Source organism: Kribbella sp. CWNU-51, assembly GCF_054073265.1.
This window is the reverse complement of sequence record NZ_JBSXMZ010000007.1, coordinates 544,969-561,296: the sequence shown is the minus strand read 5'-3', so window position 1 is coordinate 561,296 and position 16,328 is coordinate 544,969. Positions and strand designations below refer to the sequence as shown.

The window sequence follows — 16,328 nt, the reverse complement described above, 5'->3', positions numbered from 1 at the left end:
AGGGGCGTTTCAGCCGAAGATGTCCGGGTCGCCGCCGGTGCGGACGCCTGATTCCAGGTCGGCGATGGCGGCCATGTCGTCGTTGTCGAGCTGGAAGTCGAAGACGGCGAAGTTCTCCCGGATCCGGCTCGGGGTCTTCGACTTCGGGATCACGACGTTGCCGAGCTGCAGGTGCCACCGGATCACGACCTGCGCCGGGGACTTGCCGTGCTTCTCGCCGAGTGTCTTCAGCGTCGCGTCGGCGAGCAGCTCACCCGAGGCGAGCGGGCTCCACGCCTGTGTGACGATGTCGTTCTCCGCGTTGAACGCGCGCAGCTCGTCCTGCGGCAGCGCCGGGTGCAGCTCGATCTGGTTCACCGCCGGGCGGATCGTGGTCTCCTCGAACAGCCGCCGCAACGCCGGCTCGTGGAAGTTCGACACCCCGATCGCGCGCACCCGCTTGTCGGCGTACAACTGCTCGAACGCCTTCCAGGTGTCGACGTACTTGTCCCGCTGCAGCGACTGCCAGTGGATCAGGTACAGGTCGACGTACTCGAGGCCGAGTCGCTCCAGGCTCGCGTCGAACGCCGTCAGCGTGCTGTCGTAGCCCTGGTCGCTGTTCCACACCTTGGTGGTGATGAACAGGTCGTCACGCGGCAGGTCCGACGCGGCGATCGCCCGTCCGACGCCGGCCTCGTTGCCGTAGATGGCCGCGGTGTCGACGTGCCGGTAACCGGCCTCGAAAGCGGTGGTGACGACGTCGGTGACGATCTCGTCCTCGACCTGCCAAACCCCCAGGCCCAGCTGCGGGATCTCGACGCCGTTGTCCAGAGTGATGGTGGGGACTGTGCTCATCTGCCCATTCCACCGGGCCGAACCCTTCTGGCCCAGTCATCCGACGTGTGACAACAACCTCATCAACCGTTCGTAACCACCTGATAGGTCTTCGCATCGGGCTCCAGGTACCGCAGCAACGCGGTCCCTTCCCGCTCCAGCTCGGTCAGTGTCTTCTTCAGCGTCCGGCCGAACGGCGTGAGGGTGAGAGTCGCCACACCACGCTTCTTCTCGGCCGTCCAGAGCCCGGCGACCAGGCCGTCCACGGTGTACGTCGACTTCACCCGGAGGTTCTTGGTGTAGACCGCCGGCTTGTGCTCGTCCGCGATGATCCGCTCCCGTTTCGCGTGCGAGAGCAACAGGTTGTCGAACTCCGGCAGGAACCGCACGGGCGCCGGTGTGTCCGGATCCGGCCGCGGCGCATCGGGTACGTCGTACAACGTCTTGCCGGCCTCGTCCGTGAAGGTGTCCAGCTCGAGGTCGTCGAACAGCGGCTTCGCCTTCTGTAGCCCGGACCACATCTGGAAGTCCGCGGGCGTGGCCGGTCCGAAGGCGGCCAGATACCTGGTCACCAGCTCCTTGGGCTCGGCGCGCGTGTGAAGTTTGGTGCCGAGCCAGTCCTCCGCTGGGGTGAACCGAGCGTTCGCGGACCAGCTCCACCGGGCGTCCGTCGGGTACATCACCAACGGCACCAGCATCCGTGTGCAGAACCCGAGCGCGCGCTCGTTCACCTCCGGGAACTGCTGCTGCAGGGCATCCCGCACCTCGGTGAACGTCAACGGCTCCTTCGCGAGCAACTTCTTCGCCGCCGCTACCACCTTCGCCGGCTCCAGCCCCTCGCCCCGGTCGCCCAGCACCTTCAGCCCGGCCTCCAACACGGGGCTCACCGTGGTCCGGAACCGCAAGTAGTCCGCCGCGGTCATCAGATGCAACGTCCCCCGGAACATGGTCGCCCGCACCACGTCCCGCTCTGCGACCGCCCGATCCAGCTCGGCCTCTTCGAACCGGTCGAGCCGCGACCACAACCCGACGTACGGATGCTTGGGCTCCTGCCCCTGCATCCCCACGAGTCGCCCGATCGCATCGACCCCGGACACGTCAGCCCGCTCCACCAGCATCTGCCGAGCCAACGTCGCCCGATTCACCGCCCGCGCACTCATCAGCACCATGCAGGCATCCTGCCGGACTCAGCCGACAACGTCAGGCCGCGGCGTCGATCGGCCCGAGGTCGATCGGCCCGAGGTCGATCGGCCCGAGGTCGATCGGCCCGGCGTCGACCGATCCGGGCCGGTGCTCGTGCTGACGGTCAGGGCTTGCGGGCGACGCCGACCCAGAGGCTGCACATCACGTCGTTGAACTCGTCCTTCGCGACCAATGCCTCGGTCTCGGCGTCCGGGTGCCAGCGGAACGGGGCGGCCACACCGGGCTCGACCAGCTCGAGACCGTCGAAGAACCGGGTGACCTCTTCCTTGCTGCGGACCTGGGCGTCACCGCCGTCCGCCTTGTAGACCTGGATCGCCCGCTCCCACAGGTCGGGCGCGAAGTCGGGCGTGCAGTGCGAGAAGATCAGCAGCGATCCCGGAGCGAGCGGCTCGACCAGTTGCTTGACCAGCTCGTACGGCTCGAGCGCATCGGGCAGGTAGTGGAACACTCCGACCAGGCTCAGGGCGACCGGCTTGCTCAGATCCAGCAGGTCCTTGACCTCTTCCGAGCCGAGGATCGACTGCGGGTCGGTCACGTCGGCCTCGAGATACGCGGTCCTGCCCTCCGGCCCGCTGGCCATCAGGGCCCGGGAGTGGGCGAGCACGATGGGATCGTTGTCCGCGTAGACGACACGCGCCGACGGTACGATCTCCTGCACGACCTCGTGCAGGTTGGGGCTGGTCGGGATGCCGGTGCCGACGTCGAGGAATTGGGTGATGCCCTGCTCGGCGGCGTACCGGGCGGCGCGATGCATCCACATCCGGTTCGACAACGCCGCGGTGCGGAACCCGGGGAATGCCTCCAGCAGGTGCTCCGCGGCTTGCCGGTCGACCGCGAAGTTGTCTTTGCCGTGCAGGAAGTAGTCATAGACACGGGCGGGATGTGGCCTGTCCATGTTGAGCCGCTCGGTCATGGTGGCTTCTTCGCCTTCGGCCATCGATGAACTCCCCTGTTCCGTTTGCGGTTCGGCCTGCAGGAAGAGCGTAGCGGATGTGCGACGGCACGTGACCGCGACCGCGACAGGCTTTTCCGGAATTGAAGGTACGAACCGGAGCTGGACCAGGTAGGACGAGCTCAGGCCAGGGCGGCGTGGCCTCGATGAAGGCGGGCCTTTGACAGCCGGACGCACCTCGATGATGCCGCGTGGGTGAGCTCGTCGGAGACGGTCGCGTCCTCGGCGTTTACCGCCCTCAGCACTGAGAGCCACCATGCACGCGTGCTGCCCGGCGGCACCGGGCGGGTGGTGGACGTGGACGCGTTGAGGCCGGGCGAGCTCCTGGCGGACTGGATCCTGTTCGCGACGGCGCTGGACGGCTCGTGGCATGCCGTGCAGTGCGAGCCCTTCCTGTCCAGCCGGTTGCCCTTGACGATCTCGCGTGGTTCGCACGTTCTCGCCGTACGGCCGCTGGCGGGCACGCTGCACGCCGAGGTCCGCTGATCAGCGGCGGGCGACCAGGCGCTGGTGGATATCGGGCCGTCGATCGGGGTCGCCGTCGGGAAGGGCCGAGCCGAGCCGAGCCGAGCCGAGCCTGTTGCGCCGGCGCGTCGGATGACCCGCCCGCCCCTGTGAGCTAACCCCACAACGGCCTCGGCCTTCGGCTCCCGCCGCTCCCTTTGTGGAACAAAATTGTCACTGGGCGCACATTTGTTTCCACAGATCGCCTGGCCCAGACCTGATGGACAGTCTTGGGGTCGGTTGTTGGGGTGGGGGCGTACCGAGCGACGGGTGGTAGTCCTCAAAGCTGGAGTCCGCTGGGCGGGCGGCTGGCCGGCAGGGGTGACTACTACCCGTGCTTCGATACGCCGCGGGGAGAACCACCGGGGCGGCCGTCAACCTCGTGGTGAGTCGGCTAGAGCAGGTCCCCGGTCTGGGGGGTGCTGGCCTTGGCGTCTAGGCGGAAGGGGCGTCGCCCGATCTGTTGGAAGGTGTCGGGGGCCAGGCCGTCGGCGTGGACGTCCTGGGTGACGTAGAGGGAGCGGCGGAAGCGGAGGACGTTCTGTTCGGCCTGCTTGGGGCCGATGATCGGGCGGCCCAGGGAGAGTTCACGCGGGAGCGGTTGCGCTTCGGGCTGGCCGTTTCGGGAGTTGGGCGATGCGGGTGTTCTCGACGAGGGACTCGAGTTCCTGCGGTTCCAGGGAGAAGGCCGCGTCGACGCCACGTCCGCGCGTTTCAGGGTGACGTGCTTCTCGATGACGGTCGCGCCGAGCGATCGCGGCGCCGATGCCCGGGGCACCGGCAAAGTCCGAATATCGCCCCACGCGGATGAGTCGGGCGCGGACAGAAGCTGCAATCTTCCTCGTGAGGGCAGACCACAGGAGGGGATCCCACACCATGATGCGAGCCGTTGGTCTGGCTGTGGCGGTGCTGCTCCTCGCGTCCTGCGCAGACAATGGCTCGACCGCCCGGCCGTCCGCGTCGTCAACACGCACGCCTGCCGCGCTGCCATCCCCGACGGCGACGATCCCGGAAGCCACCCGTACGCCGGAACGCGGTCAGTCGGCGGCCACGTCCGAGCCCGCCCGGTCACCCCAACGCGGGGAGAGCTCTTCGCCCACCGAGCCGGCCCCGGAAACGACCCGGTCATCGCAAGCCGTGGAGCCCCCGTCGCCGACGCAGCCGGCGCCGGAAACGACCCGGTCATCGCAAGCCGTGGAGCCCCCGTCGCCGACGCAGCCGGCGCCGGAAACGACCCGGTCATCGCAAGCTGTGGCGGTCCCGTCGCCGACGCTGCCGGAGACCGAACCAACCCGCACCGAGTCATCGGCACCCGAGGAGCCCACCTCGCCGACCGAGACGGAATCCACAGCTGCCCCCTCACCGACGAGCTCGGCGTCGGTTCAGCCCACCTCGGGCGAATCGGACGGCGCGCCCACCTGGTTGCGGTGGCTGCTGGTGGCGCTGGTGGTCGCGCTTGCCGTGGCCATTCCACTGCTGGTGAGAGCCAGCCATCGGCGGGAGTGGCGGGATGAACTCGCGTCGGCCGAGAACGAGGTGGCATGGTTCGCCCGCGGGCTCATCCCCCAACTCCGCCAGATGGGTTCGCTCGCGGAAGTCGCCGGCGGCTGGAACCTCGCCGAGAGCCGAGTTGGCGCGGTGGAGGACCGGTTGACCGCGCTGGAGCCATCGGCACCGGACGAAGTCGCTCGAGCCCGGGTGCTCGACCTGCGAGACGCCGTACGAGCAGCTCGCGGTCAGATCCAGGCCCTGCTGGAAGCCGGCCGGCAGGAGACGATGACCCAGGACCTGGACGCGGTCGCCGCCCAGCTCGAGCAGGTCCTGAGAGCAGGAACCCCGCTCGACTGACGACTGCGACCCCGCCAGTCGGCTACCCCGCGAGTGCGGCGCGGGCTTCGGTGAAGGCGGCGATGGCTCGTTCGACGTCTGAGGTGGAGTGGGCGGCGGAGAGTTGGACGCGGATGCGGGCCTTGCCGTGGGGTACGACGGGGTAGGAGAAGCCGATCACGTAGATGCCGAGGTCGAGGAGTTTGTCGGCGAGCCGGCCGGCCTCGGCGGCGTCGCCGATCATCACTGGGGAGATCGGGTGGTCGCCGGGGAGGACGTCGAAGCCGGCCTCGGTCATCTTGGTGCGGAAGAGCTTCGTGTTGGCGGCGAGCTTGTCGCGCAGATCGCTGGAGCCGCCGATGAGTTCGAGCGCCTTCAGCGAGGCGGCGGTGACCGAGGGCGCCAGGGAGTTGGAGAACAGGTACGGGCGGGAGCGCTGGCGGAGCAGTTCGACGATCTCGCGACGGCCGGAGACGTAGCCGCCGGACGCGCCGCCGAGCGCCTTGCCGAGGGTGCCGGTGACGACGTCGACGCGGTCCTTCACGCCGAACAGCGACGGCGTACCGGCGCCGTCCGCGCCGACGAAACCGACCGCGTGCGAGTCGTCGACCATGACGAGGGCGTCGTACCGCTCGGCCAGGTCGCAGATCTCGTCGAGGGGAGCGACGTACCCGTCCATCGAGAAGACGCCGTCGGTGGCGATCAGCCGGTAGCGGGCGTCGGCGGCGTCCTTGAGCTGGGCCTCGAGGTCGGCCATGTCGCGGTTCTTGTACCGGTAGCGCCGGGCCTTGGACAGCCGGACGCCGTCGATGATGCTGGCGTGGTTGAGCTCGTCGGAGATGATCGCGTCCTCGGCACCGAGCAGGGTCTCGAAGAGGCCGCCGTTCGCGTCGAAGCAGGAGCTGTAGAGGATGGTGTCCTCGGTGCCGAGGAAGTTGCTCAGGGCACCTTCAAGATCCTTGTGGATCTGCTGCGTCCCGCAGATGAAGCGCACCGACGCCATCCCGAAACCCCAGCGGTCCAAGGCGTCCCGGGCGGCCGCGATCACCTCAGGGTGGTCGGCGAGGCCGAGGTAGTTGTTCGCGCAGAAGTTCAATACTTCGTTGCCGGACGCAACGGAGATCAGAGACTGCTGCGGTGAGGTGATCACCCGCTCGGACTTGTACAGCCCGGCGTCCCGGATCTCGCCGATGGTCGCCGTCAGGTCGTCCCGCATCCGCCCGAACATCAGTGCTTCTCCTCCAGGGATTCCGTCGTCCAGTCCATGATCACCTTGCCGCACTGCCCCTGCCGGGCCACGTCGAAGGCCCGCTCGTAGTCGCCGTACCCGAAGCGGTGGGTGATCACCGGGGTCAGGTCCAGGCCGCGTTCCAGCATGACGGACATCGAGTACCAGGTCTCGAACATCTCCCGGCCGTAGATGCCCTTGATCGTCAGCATGTTGAGCACCACCGTGCTCCAGTCGATCGCGATCTCGTCCGAGGGCAGGCCGAGCATCGCGACCTTCCCGCCGTGCGTCATGTTCGCGAGCATGTCCCGCAGCGCGGCCGGCTGCCCGGACATCTCCATCCCGACGTCGAACCCTTCCCGCATCCCGAGGCCGTGCTGCGCCTCCGCGATGGTCTCGGCGCCGACGTTCACCGCGCGGGTGACGCCGATCTTGCGGGCCAGATCCAGCCGGTACTCCGACAGGTCCGTGATCACCACGTTCCGCGCGCCGGCGTGGAGCGCGACGGCCGCGGCCATCACGCCGATCGGCCCGGCGCCGGTGATCAGCACGTCCTCGCCGACCAGCGGGAACGACAGAGCAGTGTGTACGGCGTTGCCGAACGGGTCGAAGATCGCGGCGACGTCCAGGTCGACCTGGTCCCGGTGGACCCACGCGTTGCTCGCGGGCAGGGCGACGTACTCCGCGAACGCGCCGGGCACGTGGACACCGAGGCCGCGGGTCTTGATGCACAAGTGCCGGCGGCCGGCCCGGCAGTTGCGGCAGCGGCCACACACCAGGTGGCCTTCGCCGCTGACCACATCACCCACCGCGACGTCTCGGACACCGACGCCGACCTCAACCACCTCACCGCAGAACTCGTGCCCGGTCACCATCGGCACCGGCACGTTCTTCTGCGCCCAGTGGTCCCAGCTCTGGATGTGCAGATCGGTGCCACACAACCCCGTGCGGAGCACCTTGATCAGGACCTCGTCGGCCTCGATCTTCGGCTCCGGAACGTCCTGCAACCACAGACCGGGCTCGGCCATGGCCTTGACCAGCGCCTTCACGGCACACCTCCACCTTCGACGATCGTCCACATCGTCGTCCCAGGCAACCACCGGCGTCCATCGACACGTCGTGCACAGGCTTTGCAGTTCCACTGAACATCCGTGGACTCACCTGTGTTCTAAGCTCAAGGCTCATGAGCTACGACCGGGACGGACTGCTGGAGCAGGTCAAGAGCAAGGCCATCGTGCACGGGCGGGTGACGCTGGCGTCGGGCAAGGAAGCCGACTACTACGTCGACCTGCGGCGGATCACGCTGGACGCGGCCGCCGCGCCGCTGATCGGCCCGGCGATGCTCGAACTGACCAAGGATCTCGAGTACGACGCCGTCGGCGGGCTGACGCTCGGCGCCGACCCGGTCGCGATGTCGATGCTGCACGCGGCGGCCGAACAACACCGCCGGCTCGATGCGTTCGTCGTACGGAAGGCCGAGAAGGCGCACGGCCTGCAGCGACGGATCGAGGGGCCGGAGGTGAAGGGCCGCCGGGTGCTCGCGGTCGAGGACACCTCCACCACCGGTGGGTCGGTGCTCACCGCCGTCGAGGCGCTGCGCGAGGCCGGGGCCGAGGTGGTCGCGGTCGCGGTGATCGTGGACCGCTCGACCGGCGCGCGCGAGCGGGTGGAGTCGGAGGGCCTGGAGTACCGGGCCGTGTTCGGGCTCGAGGACCTGGGGCTCAGCTGATGCAGGGCGGCACCGTCCTCATCATCCTGCTGGCCGTCCTGGTCGGCGGTGGCCTCTTCTACCTCAACTACATTGCCGCGAAGAGGCGGCGTGAGTTGTTCGCCGGGTTCGCCGCGCAGCAGGGCTGGGCGTATCTGCCGTCCAGCAACACGCTGGCCGGGCAGTGGTCGGGTACGCCGTTCCAGGCCGGTGACAACCGCCAGGTCCGGAACGTGCTCTCCGGCGCGTTCAACGGCCACCAGATGGTTGCCTTCGACTACAGCTACCAGACGCACTCGACCGACTCGCAAGGCCGGCGTACGACGACCACCCACAAGTTCGGCGTGGTCGTGGTGCAACTGCCGGGCGCGCTGCCGCATCTCGAGGTGACCCACGAGGGCATCTTCGGTGGCGTGGTCGCGAATGCCTTCGGATTCCGCGACATCCAGTTCGAGAGCGAGCAGTTCAATCGGGCGTTCCGGGTGAAGGCGGACGACGAGCGGTTCGGGCATGCGGTCGTGACGCCGCGGATGATGGAGCTGCTGCTGGCCCGTGGCGAGATCGGCTGGCGGATCGAAGGAAACTCCCTGGTCGGCTGGGACAAGGGCGCCCACAACCCCACCGAGATCATGAACCGGCTCGCCCTGCTCCAGCAGATCGTCGAGCAGGTTCCGCCGTACGTCTGGCGCGACTACGCGGGCGTCGACCCCCGCCTTCGGCAACCGCCGCTCGGCCCCGGCTACCCGTAGAGTCGCAGACAGCATTACCGACACTCGGGAGCAGGGAATGACTTTCGTCATCATCGCGATCGTGGTGATCGTCGTGATTCTGGCCGTCGCGCTCATCACGTCGTACAACCGGTTCGTCAAGCAGCGGAACCTAATTCAGGAGTCCTGGCGGCAGATCGACGTCGAGTTGCACCGCCGGTACGACCTGATCCCGAACCTGGTCGAGACCGTCCGGGCCTACGCCGCGCACGAGCGGCACGTGTTCGAGGAGGTCGCCCGGCTCCGCACCCAGGCCGTCAACGTGCAGGGCGCGACCCCGGAGCAGCGGGCCGCCGCGGAGGGTGAGCTGTCCGGCGCGCTGCGTCAGATGATGATCTCGGTCGAGGCCTACCCACAGCTGCAGTCGAACCAGAACTTCCTCGGTCTGCAGCGCGAGCTGACCGACACCGAGGACCGGATCGCGGCCGGGAGGCGGTTCTACAACGCGAACGTGGGCGACTACAACACCCGGATCGAGGCGTTCCCGTCGAACCTGATCGCGGGTTCGTTCAAGTTCGAGAAGGCCGGCTACTTCGAGGTGAAGGACGAGCAGGTCCGCTCGGTCCCGCAGGTCTCGTTAGGCACCATCGGCTCGGTCGCCGGTGAGCAGGCGCCGCCGCAGATGCAGCAGGGTGGGCCGTCCTCGGGTCAGATCCACCCGCAGATGCCGGGTGACCAGGGCAACTACCAGGGTCAGCCGCAGTTCCCGGGCTACCAGGAGCAGCCGGGTCAGCCGCCGTACCAAGGGCAGCCCGGCCAGTACCCGGGTCAGGGACAGGGCCAGCCACCGGTGGGCGGCCCGCCTGCGGGTTCCCCCGCACCGCAGGACGGTCAGCCGCCATTCACCGGTGGCCAATAGGGCACCGGCTCCCCGTAGCTCAGGACCCCCGACCCCGAACTCTCTGCCAGTGCCAGACCCGGTTGTGACGGCGGTCAAGTCGCCACTTCCGGGCCTGCCTCCCCCCGGTACCTGTGTCAACAGTGCCGCAACGAGATACATCCGGCGTACATCGGTCTTCCCGCCTGGCACAGCCGGATGCCACGATAGGTCGGTTCCAGAGTGAGGAGGTCAGGGAGAGTGGACAGTCTGAGGTACGGCATCCTCGGACCCCTGCGCCTCATGCACGTCCCGGGCCAGCCGCTGAAGGCCGCGAAACCCCGCCAACTGCTGGCCACGCTGCTGCTGCACCCTAACCGGTTCGTCTCGACCGATCTGATCGCCGACGCGCTGTGGGAGACCAATCCGCCACGCTCCGCGACCGCGAACATCCGCACGTACGTCCGGGCGCTCCGCGGTGTCCTGCAGGAGGCCGGACTGCCCGCGCCGATCGACACGTCGACCGCCGGGTACAGCATCGAGGTCGGCGTCGACGAGCTCGACGCCAGCCTCTTCGAGTCGCTGCTCGCGGAGGGCGGGCACCTTCGCGACGCCGGTGACGGCCGCCAGGCGATGCAGGTGCTGTCCCGGGCCTACTCGCTCTGGCGTGGCCGGCCGCTCGAGGACCTGTCCATCCCGGCCGCCTGGGAGGGCTCGATCGCCCGCCTGGAGGCGCAGCACCGTGGGCTGGTCGACAGCCTGCTCGACCTGCGGCTCGAGTACGGCGACGCGAGCGGGGCCGCCGTACTCCTCAGCGCACGCCTCACCGAGGATCCGTACGACGAGCAACTCTGGCGTCGCCTGGTCGACGCCCTGCTCGCCGCCGGCCGGGTCGGCGAAGCCCGGGCCGCCTACACCAAGGCCGTGCAGACCCTCGCCGACGAGCTCGACATCAAGCCGGGTCCCGACCTCGAGGCCGCCGGCGCCCGCGCCGAGAACGGCCGCTCAGCCAACTGGCCGAACCCTGGCATCCCCGCGGCCCGTACGCCGGAACGCGCCCCGGACGTCGTCGTACCACCGGGCCCGATGGCGGCGCCGGAGCTGACTGATCCGCAGCGGCCACCGAGTCAGTTGCCGCTCGACCTGGCCGACTTCAGCGGCCGGCGGGAACACCTGGAACAGCTGCGTGACCTCGTCTGCGGTCGCGACCCGGTGCGTCCGCCGGTCGCGGTCATCTCCGGAGCGCCGGGGACCGGGAAGACGTCACTCGCCGTACGGCTCGGGCATCTGGTTCGGGAGTCGTTCCCGGACGGGCAGATCTATCTGGACATGCACGGTGCGACGCAGCCCCGGGATCCGGCCGCGGCACTGACGGATCTGCTGCTCAGCCTCAACCTGCCGGACTTCGCGATCCCTACCGACCCGGATCGGCGATCGGCGATGCTCCGGTCCGAGCTGGCCAGCCGCCGGGTGCTGATCATCCTCGACGACGTCGCCACCGCCGGTCAGGTCACCCCGCTGATGCCGGGTACCGGCGCGTCGGCGGTCGTCGTCACGAGTCGCAACCGGCTGATGGACCTGGCCGGCGCGGACAGCCTGCCGCTCGACACGTTCGACGACCGCGAGGCCGCCGCGCTGCTCGCGTCGGTGGCCGGCGTGGACCGGCTCGACCAGGCCTCGCCGGAAGCCGAGGAGATCCTGGCCGCCTGCGCGAACTTGCCGCTGGCGATCCGGATCGTCGGCAGCCGGCTGGCCCAGCGTCCCGACCTCAGCGCGCGGGAGCTCGCTCGGCGGTTGCGCGACGAGACGTCGCGGCTGGACGAGCTGAGCATCGGTGAGCTCGCCGTCCGAACGAGTGCGGACCTGAGCTACGGCGCGCTCAACCCGGAGGAGGCCCGGCTCTACCGCCTGATCGGCCACTTCGCGGTCGGCGTCTTCTCGGCGCGGGCCCTGGAGGCGGTCGCGTCGCCCGCCTCGGTACGACGCAGCCTCGACCGGCTGATCGAGGTGAACCTGGTCCGGATCAGCTCGGTCGACCACCGCGGGACGGCTCGCTACCGGGTTCATGACCTGCTGCGTCTGCACGCACTCGGCGTCGGTGACGAGGAGCAGAAGGCGGAGGCGGTCCGGGACGTGGAGGCCGTGCTCGACGCCATCCTGAACAAGATCCGCCGGGCCAACAACGCCTTGGCCTTCGAGTACTTCGGCGTCCTCGAGCACACCGGGCCCCTGACCGCACCGGATCCCGCGCCGTTCACGGAGACCGATGCGATCGCCTGGTTCGACAGTGAGCGCAGCACCTTCGTGCCCGCGATCCGCGCCGCCGCGCAGAACGGGCTGCACGAGTACGCCTGGCGGATCGCCGCCGCCTGGGGCCCGTACCTCGACATGCGGGCCGGCTTCGACGACTGGAACGGGTCGCACCAGCAGGGCCTGCTCAGCGCGATCGCCTGTGGCGACCGGCGCGCGGAGGCGATCATGCATCGCAACCTCGGCCAGCTCGGGCTCTACCAGGACGACTGGGACCCCGCGTGGCGGCACCTGAACGAGGCAGCGAGTGGGTTCGCCGAGGCCGGTGACCGGCTCGGCGACGGCATCACCGCCGTCGGACTCGGCACCTGGCTCCGCGAGCGTGGGCGGCCCGACGAGGCACTGGCGCAGTACGAGAAGGCCATCGAGGCGTTCGTCGAGGTCGGCAACGCGAACGGCGAGGCAGTCGCCCGGACCGCGACAGCGTCCATCTGGCTGGCCCGCGACGACACGGTCACGGCCGGACGGTATCTGGCCCAGGCCTTCCTGCTCGGCGTACGGCTCGGCGACAACCACCGCGAGGCCAAGGTACGGCGGCGGATCGCGGCGCTCCGCATCCACCAGGAGCGCTACGACCAGGCGGTCCGTCAGCTGCGGACCTCGTTGGCGATCTTCAACGGGATCGGTGACGACCACTGTGCGGCGTACACCCGGGCCGAGCTCGGCCGTGCGCTGATGGCCCGGGGCGAGGTGGCCGCGGCCCGGAAGATGCTGCTGGACGCGATCGACATCGGTCACCGGCTGGGTGATCGCAGCGTCGAGGGACAGGCCGCACAGCACCTCGGCCAGTTGTACGTGACCACGGGCAACCTCGACTCCGCCCGGCGTACCCTCGACCGCGCCGCGCGGGTCTGGCAACAGGCCGGCAACGACGTCCGCGCCGCCGAGTGCCGCCGCGAGCTGGCCGCCTTCGACCCCGGGGCCGCAGCCGGCTGATCACCTTGTGTGGTTGGCGTTTGCGAATGTACGGCGGCTGTATTCGGGTCGGACAGGATTGGCTCTGCCACGGCACACAGGCCGGGGGTTCGGGGGAAACGGGGAGGACACCTATGGCCTGGGGGGAGGTTGCTGTGGAGCGCCCGATCGTCCCGCGGGTCTCGAACCCGCGGGACACGGAGGCGGCGCTGAACTGGCAGCTGGAACGGGTGGGCTCGACGGCCTGGCAGGACTGGACGTTGAAGTTCCAGCGGATGGCTTTCGGCTATGCCCAGGACAGTGGCTGGCACGATGCGGCCGATGCGGTGCGGTGGCTCGACCATCACACCCTGCTGCACGAAGGGGTGGCGCCACGGGGGGCGCTGGTCTGGTACCAGGCGGCAGACCGGATCCGGGTGGCTTGTGCCCTCGGATCCGGTCAGGTGGTCGGTCCGTTACTCAACGGCTCGGTCGAGATCGCGGACCTGGCTGCGCTCAGCAATGACTGGGTCTGGTCTGAGCCCCATTTCCCGTTCGGGCACTGACCTTCACTCGTTGGTGTGGTTGGTGACCGGGCTCTTCGGGGCGGCGTGCTTGGGGGCATCCGCCGCCGGAGTGGCGGTGCGGTTGCGGCGCTTCGCGAGGAAGTACTCCACGAGCATCGGGATCAGCGAGATCAGCACCAGCAGGATCAGCGCCGACTCGAGATGGTTGTGAATGAACTTCACGTTGCCGAGCGCGTGGCCGAGCAGGGTGATGCCGGTCGCCCACAGGACGGCGCCGATGCCGGTCCAGAGGAAGAACTTCTTCGGTTCCATCCTGCCCGCGCCGGCCACGACCGTGATGAAGGTCCGCACGATCGGCACGAACCGGCCCAGCACCAGGGCGCGCGGGCCGTACCGCTCGAAGAACTCGTGCGTCTGCACGAGGTACTTCGGTTTCAGGAACCGGGCGTTCGGGTTGTTGAAGAGCGTCGTCCCGAGCGCTCGGCCGATGTAGTACCCGGAGACGTTGCCGAGGAACGCCGCGACCGTCAGGATCACGCAGGCGAGCCAGAGCGGCACATCGATCGTCCCGTGCGCGATGAACAGGCCGACGGCGAACAGCAGTGAGTCACCGGGCAGGATCGGGAACAGCAATCCGCACTCGATGAACACGACCGCGGCCGTCCCCCAGAGGGCCCAGTCACCCAGCCAGTTCAGCAGGTATTCCGGATCCATCCAGTTCGGCATCAGCATCGCGGCAAGAGAGAGCACGCGGACAGGGTAGCGTCCCGAACTGTGCAACAGCTGAGTGGCGATGATCTTCGCGGCGCGGACACGGTCGGTCCGAACGAGGTCGGTGTCGGCCCGTGGCAGGGCGAACGGCCGGATGATCCGCGCCTGGATCCGGAGCTGCTGGCGGCCGGTGACCGCCGGAACGTGGTGGATCGGTACCGGTACTGGACGCTCGAGGCGATCGTCGCGGACCTCGATACGCAGCGGAACCCGTTCCACGTCGCGATCGAGAACTGGCAGCACGACCTGAACATCGGCTCGGTCGTCCGGACAGCAAACGCATTCCTCGCCGCCGAGGTGCACATCGTCGGCAACCGGAAGTGGAACCGCCGCGGCGCGATGGTGACCGACCGCTACCAGCATGTGCGGCACCACCCGCGCTTGGCGGACCTGGCGTCGTACGCCGCTGAGCGTGAGCTGCCCGTGATCGGTATCGACAACCTGCCTGGCGCTGTCCCGCTGGAGACCTTCGAGCTGCCGCGCGGCTGCGTTCTCCTCTTCGGTCAGGAGGGGCCGGGTCTCACGGCGGAGGCCCACGAGTCCTGCAGTGCCGTCCTCTCCATCGCCCAGTTCGGCTCGACCCGCTCGATCAACGCCAGCGCCGCGGCCGCGATCGCCATGCACGCGTGGATCCGGCGGCACACCTTCGGTCAGTCGTCGCGAGCGTAGTCAGGAGACCTGATGTGGGCTGATCATGTGATCTGGTGGCAGGTCTATCCGCTCGGGTTCTCGGGGGCGCCCGCGCATCGTTTGCGGAAGCTGGAGGACTGGCTGGAGTACGCCGTCGAGCTTGGTTGCTCAGGGCTACTACTTGGGCCGGTGTTCGCTTCGGAGACGCACGGGTACGACACCGTGGATCATTTCCGGATCGACCCGCGGCTCGGTGACGACGAGGATTTCGACCGGCTCGTGGCCGCGGCTCACGCTCGCGGTCTGCGCGTCGCACTCGACGGAGTCTTCAACCATGTCGCCCGTTCCTTCGATGCGCCGGCCGACTGGTTCCGTCGCGGCCCGGACGGCACGGTCGACACCTTCGAAGGTCACGAGAACCTGGTCGCGCTCGACCACAGTCAGCCGGCGGTCGCGCAGTACGTGACAGACGTTCTGACGCACTGGCTCGATCGCGGTGTGGACGGTTGGCGGCTCGACGCGGCGTACGCCGTACCACCCGACTTCTGGCGGGCTGTGCTGCCGCGTGAGCGGTTCCCGGACGCGTGGTTCTTCGGTGAGGTGATCCACGGCGACTATGCCGGGTACGTCGCGAAGAGCGGCCTCGACTCGGTCACGCAGTACGAGCTGTGGAAGGCGATCTGGAGCTCGCTCAACGACGGCAACTTCTTCGAGCTCTCGTACGCCCTTGGCCGGCATGACGAGCTGCTCGACAGTTTCGTGCCGCAGACGTTCGTCGGCAACCACGACGTGACCCGGATCGCGACCCGGCTGGAGGATGAGCGGCACCTGGGTCATGCGCTGGCGATCCCGTTCGCGGTCGGCGGCGTACCGAGCATCTACTACGGCGACGAGCAGGCGTTCCAGGGGTTGAAGGAGGACCGGGCCGGCGGTGACGACGCGATCCGGCCCGCGTTCCCGGATGCGCCGGCTGGATTGGCGTCGTACGGCTGGCCGACGTACCGGTTGCACCAGCGGTTGATCGGCGTACGGCGGCGCAATGCGTGGCTGACCCGCGGTCGGACGGAGGTCGAGCACCTAACCAACCAGTTGGTTGCTTTGCGGACCGTTGGGGACTCCGGCTCCGTGCTGCTCCTGCTCAACATCTCGGACCAGGCTGAGCGCTTCCCGGTGGACGCGACCGGACTGACGGTCGGCGCGCAACCCGAGGCCGGCGTACCTGAGGGTGATCCGCTGCTCGTGCCGGCGCACAGCTGGAGATTCCTGACGAGTCCGTAACCTCCGCCCGGGGTCCCGCGTTGTCCCGGTAAGACAGAAGTGAGGCTTCTCGACCAAAGTCAGCCCCAACTCGGGCGGGGCGGCGTGCATTGTGCATGT

Annotated in this window: 16 protein-coding genes; 9 read left to right on the top strand and 7 right to left on the bottom strand. The window is 68.7% G+C overall.

Going from position 1 to position 16,328, the window contains the following annotated elements:
* Positions 1-9: 9 nt before the first annotated feature.
* The 3 genes from ACXC9Q_RS11095 to ACXC9Q_RS11085 form a co-directional block, all read right to left on the bottom strand.
* On the bottom strand, positions 10-834 hold the full coding sequence (locus ACXC9Q_RS11095; protein WP_457056385.1) for an aldo/keto reductase: 825 nt from the start codon (positions 832-834) through the stop codon (positions 10-12).
* A gap of 62 nt (positions 835-896) precedes the next feature.
* Entirely contained in the window at positions 897-1,982 is a 1,086-nt protein-coding gene (locus ACXC9Q_RS11090) for a winged helix DNA-binding domain-containing protein (RefSeq protein ID WP_457056384.1), read from the bottom strand.
* Positions 1,983-2,119: 137 nt separating this feature from the next.
* Positions 2,120-2,953: an SAM-dependent methyltransferase gene (locus tag ACXC9Q_RS11085; protein ID WP_457056383.1), complete on the bottom strand. Its 834-nt coding sequence runs from the start codon at positions 2,951-2,953 to the stop codon at positions 2,120-2,122.
* A gap of 210 nt (positions 2,954-3,163) precedes the next feature.
* Between ACXC9Q_RS11085 and ACXC9Q_RS11080 the strand changes: the two genes are divergently transcribed.
* Positions 3,164-3,454 carry a hypothetical protein gene (locus ACXC9Q_RS11080; RefSeq protein WP_457056382.1) on the top strand — a complete coding sequence of 97 codons (291 nt, stop codon included), beginning with the start codon at positions 3,164-3,166 and terminating at the stop codon, positions 3,452-3,454.
* 412 nt (positions 3,455-3,866) lie between these two features.
* Here the strand turns inward: ACXC9Q_RS11080 and ACXC9Q_RS11075 are convergent, their stop codons facing one another.
* On the bottom strand, positions 3,867-4,307 hold the full coding sequence (locus ACXC9Q_RS11075; protein WP_457056381.1) for a hypothetical protein: 441 nt from the start codon (positions 4,305-4,307) through the stop codon (positions 3,867-3,869).
* A gap of 602 nt (positions 4,308-4,909) precedes the next feature.
* Between ACXC9Q_RS11075 and ACXC9Q_RS11070 the strand changes: the two genes are divergently transcribed.
* Positions 4,910-5,320: a hypothetical protein gene (locus ACXC9Q_RS11070; protein ID WP_457056380.1), complete on the top strand. Its 411-nt coding sequence runs from the start codon at positions 4,910-4,912 to the stop codon at positions 5,318-5,320.
* A 22-nt stretch (positions 5,321-5,342) separates the two neighbouring features.
* On the opposite strand, the gene ACXC9Q_RS11065 is transcribed toward ACXC9Q_RS11070, so the two are convergent.
* Both ACXC9Q_RS11065 and tdh read right to left on the bottom strand, forming a co-directional pair.
* Positions 5,343-6,527 carry a glycine C-acetyltransferase gene (locus tag ACXC9Q_RS11065; RefSeq protein ID WP_457056379.1) on the bottom strand — a complete coding sequence of 395 codons (1,185 nt, stop codon included), beginning with the start codon at positions 6,525-6,527 and terminating at the stop codon, positions 5,343-5,345.
* Positions 6,527-7,576: an L-threonine 3-dehydrogenase gene (gene tdh, locus ACXC9Q_RS11060; RefSeq protein ID WP_457056378.1), complete on the bottom strand. Its 1,050-nt coding sequence runs from the start codon at positions 7,574-7,576 to the stop codon at positions 6,527-6,529. Before tdh ends, ACXC9Q_RS11065 begins: the two co-directional genes overlap by 1 nt.
* A gap of 134 nt (positions 7,577-7,710) precedes the next feature.
* Here tdh and pyrE point away from each other — a divergent pair, with 134 nt between their 5' ends.
* The 5 genes from pyrE to ACXC9Q_RS11035 all read left to right on the top strand — a co-directional run bounded on the left by pyrE (position 7,711) and on the right by ACXC9Q_RS11035 (position 13,589).
* A complete protein-coding gene (gene pyrE / locus ACXC9Q_RS11055) occupies positions 7,711-8,256 on the top strand; it encodes an orotate phosphoribosyltransferase (RefSeq protein ID WP_457056377.1) in 546 nt (181 codons plus the stop codon).
* Positions 8,256-8,984 (top strand): DUF3137 domain-containing protein, encoded by a 729-nt coding sequence (locus ACXC9Q_RS11050; RefSeq protein ID WP_457056376.1) that lies wholly within the window; start codon positions 8,256-8,258, stop codon positions 8,982-8,984. The genes pyrE and ACXC9Q_RS11050 overlap by 1 nt, the downstream gene beginning before the upstream one ends.
* A gap of 37 nt (positions 8,985-9,021) precedes the next feature.
* Positions 9,022-9,861, top strand: coding sequence for a LemA family protein (locus tag ACXC9Q_RS11045; protein WP_457056375.1), 840 nt, complete (start codon positions 9,022-9,024; stop codon positions 9,859-9,861).
* Between the two features lie 219 nt (positions 9,862-10,080).
* A complete protein-coding gene (locus tag ACXC9Q_RS11040; RefSeq protein WP_457056374.1) occupies positions 10,081-13,065 on the top strand; it encodes an AfsR/SARP family transcriptional regulator in 2,985 nt (994 codons plus the stop codon).
* A gap of 113 nt (positions 13,066-13,178) precedes the next feature.
* Positions 13,179-13,589, top strand: coding sequence for a hypothetical protein (locus tag ACXC9Q_RS11035; protein WP_457056373.1), 411 nt, complete (start codon positions 13,179-13,181; stop codon positions 13,587-13,589).
* A 3-nt stretch (positions 13,590-13,592) separates the two neighbouring features.
* Here ACXC9Q_RS11035 and ACXC9Q_RS11030 read toward each other — a convergent pair whose 3' ends face one another.
* The gene (locus ACXC9Q_RS11030; protein WP_457056372.1) at positions 13,593-14,300 is read right to left on the bottom strand and encodes a DedA family protein; all 708 of its coding nucleotides are present in this window, start codon (positions 14,298-14,300) and stop codon (positions 13,593-13,595) included.
* A 24-nt stretch (positions 14,301-14,324) separates the two neighbouring features.
* On the opposite strand from ACXC9Q_RS11030, the gene ACXC9Q_RS11025 reads away from it, so the two are divergent.
* Positions 14,325-14,990, top strand: a complete 666-nt coding sequence (locus ACXC9Q_RS11025; protein ID WP_457056371.1) for a TrmH family RNA methyltransferase — start codon at positions 14,325-14,327, stop codon at positions 14,988-14,990.
* A gap of 12 nt (positions 14,991-15,002) precedes the next feature.
* On the top strand, positions 15,003-16,229 hold the full coding sequence (locus tag ACXC9Q_RS11020) for an alpha-amylase family glycosyl hydrolase (RefSeq protein WP_457056370.1): 1,227 nt from the start codon (positions 15,003-15,005) through the stop codon (positions 16,227-16,229).
* Positions 16,230-16,328 lie beyond the last annotated feature (99 nt).

Coding starts and splice junctions, on each gene's coding strand:
- ACXC9Q_RS11095 (WP_457056385.1), bottom strand. CDS start 834: ATGAGCACAGTCCCCACCATCACTCTGGACAACGGCGTCGAGATCCCG.
- ACXC9Q_RS11090 (WP_457056384.1), bottom strand. CDS start 1,982: ATGGTGCTGATGAGTGCGCGGGCGGTGAATCGGGCGACGTTGGCTCGG.
- ACXC9Q_RS11085 (WP_457056383.1), bottom strand. CDS start 2,953: ATGGCCGAAGGCGAAGAAGCCACCATGACCGAGCGGCTCAACATGGAC.
- ACXC9Q_RS11065 (WP_457056379.1), bottom strand. CDS start 6,527: ATGTTCGGGCGGATGCGGGACGACCTGACGGCGACCATCGGCGAGATC.
- pyrE (WP_457056377.1), top strand. CDS start 7,711: ATGAGCTACGACCGGGACGGACTGCTGGAGCAGGTCAAGAGCAAGGCC.
- ACXC9Q_RS11050 (WP_457056376.1), top strand. CDS start 8,256: ATGCAGGGCGGCACCGTCCTCATCATCCTGCTGGCCGTCCTGGTCGGC.
- ACXC9Q_RS11045 (WP_457056375.1), top strand. CDS start 9,022: ATGACTTTCGTCATCATCGCGATCGTGGTGATCGTCGTGATTCTGGCC.
- ACXC9Q_RS11035 (WP_457056373.1), top strand. CDS start 13,179: ATGGCCTGGGGGGAGGTTGCTGTGGAGCGCCCGATCGTCCCGCGGGTC.
- ACXC9Q_RS11020 (WP_457056370.1), top strand. CDS start 15,003: ATGTGGGCTGATCATGTGATCTGGTGGCAGGTCTATCCGCTCGGGTTC.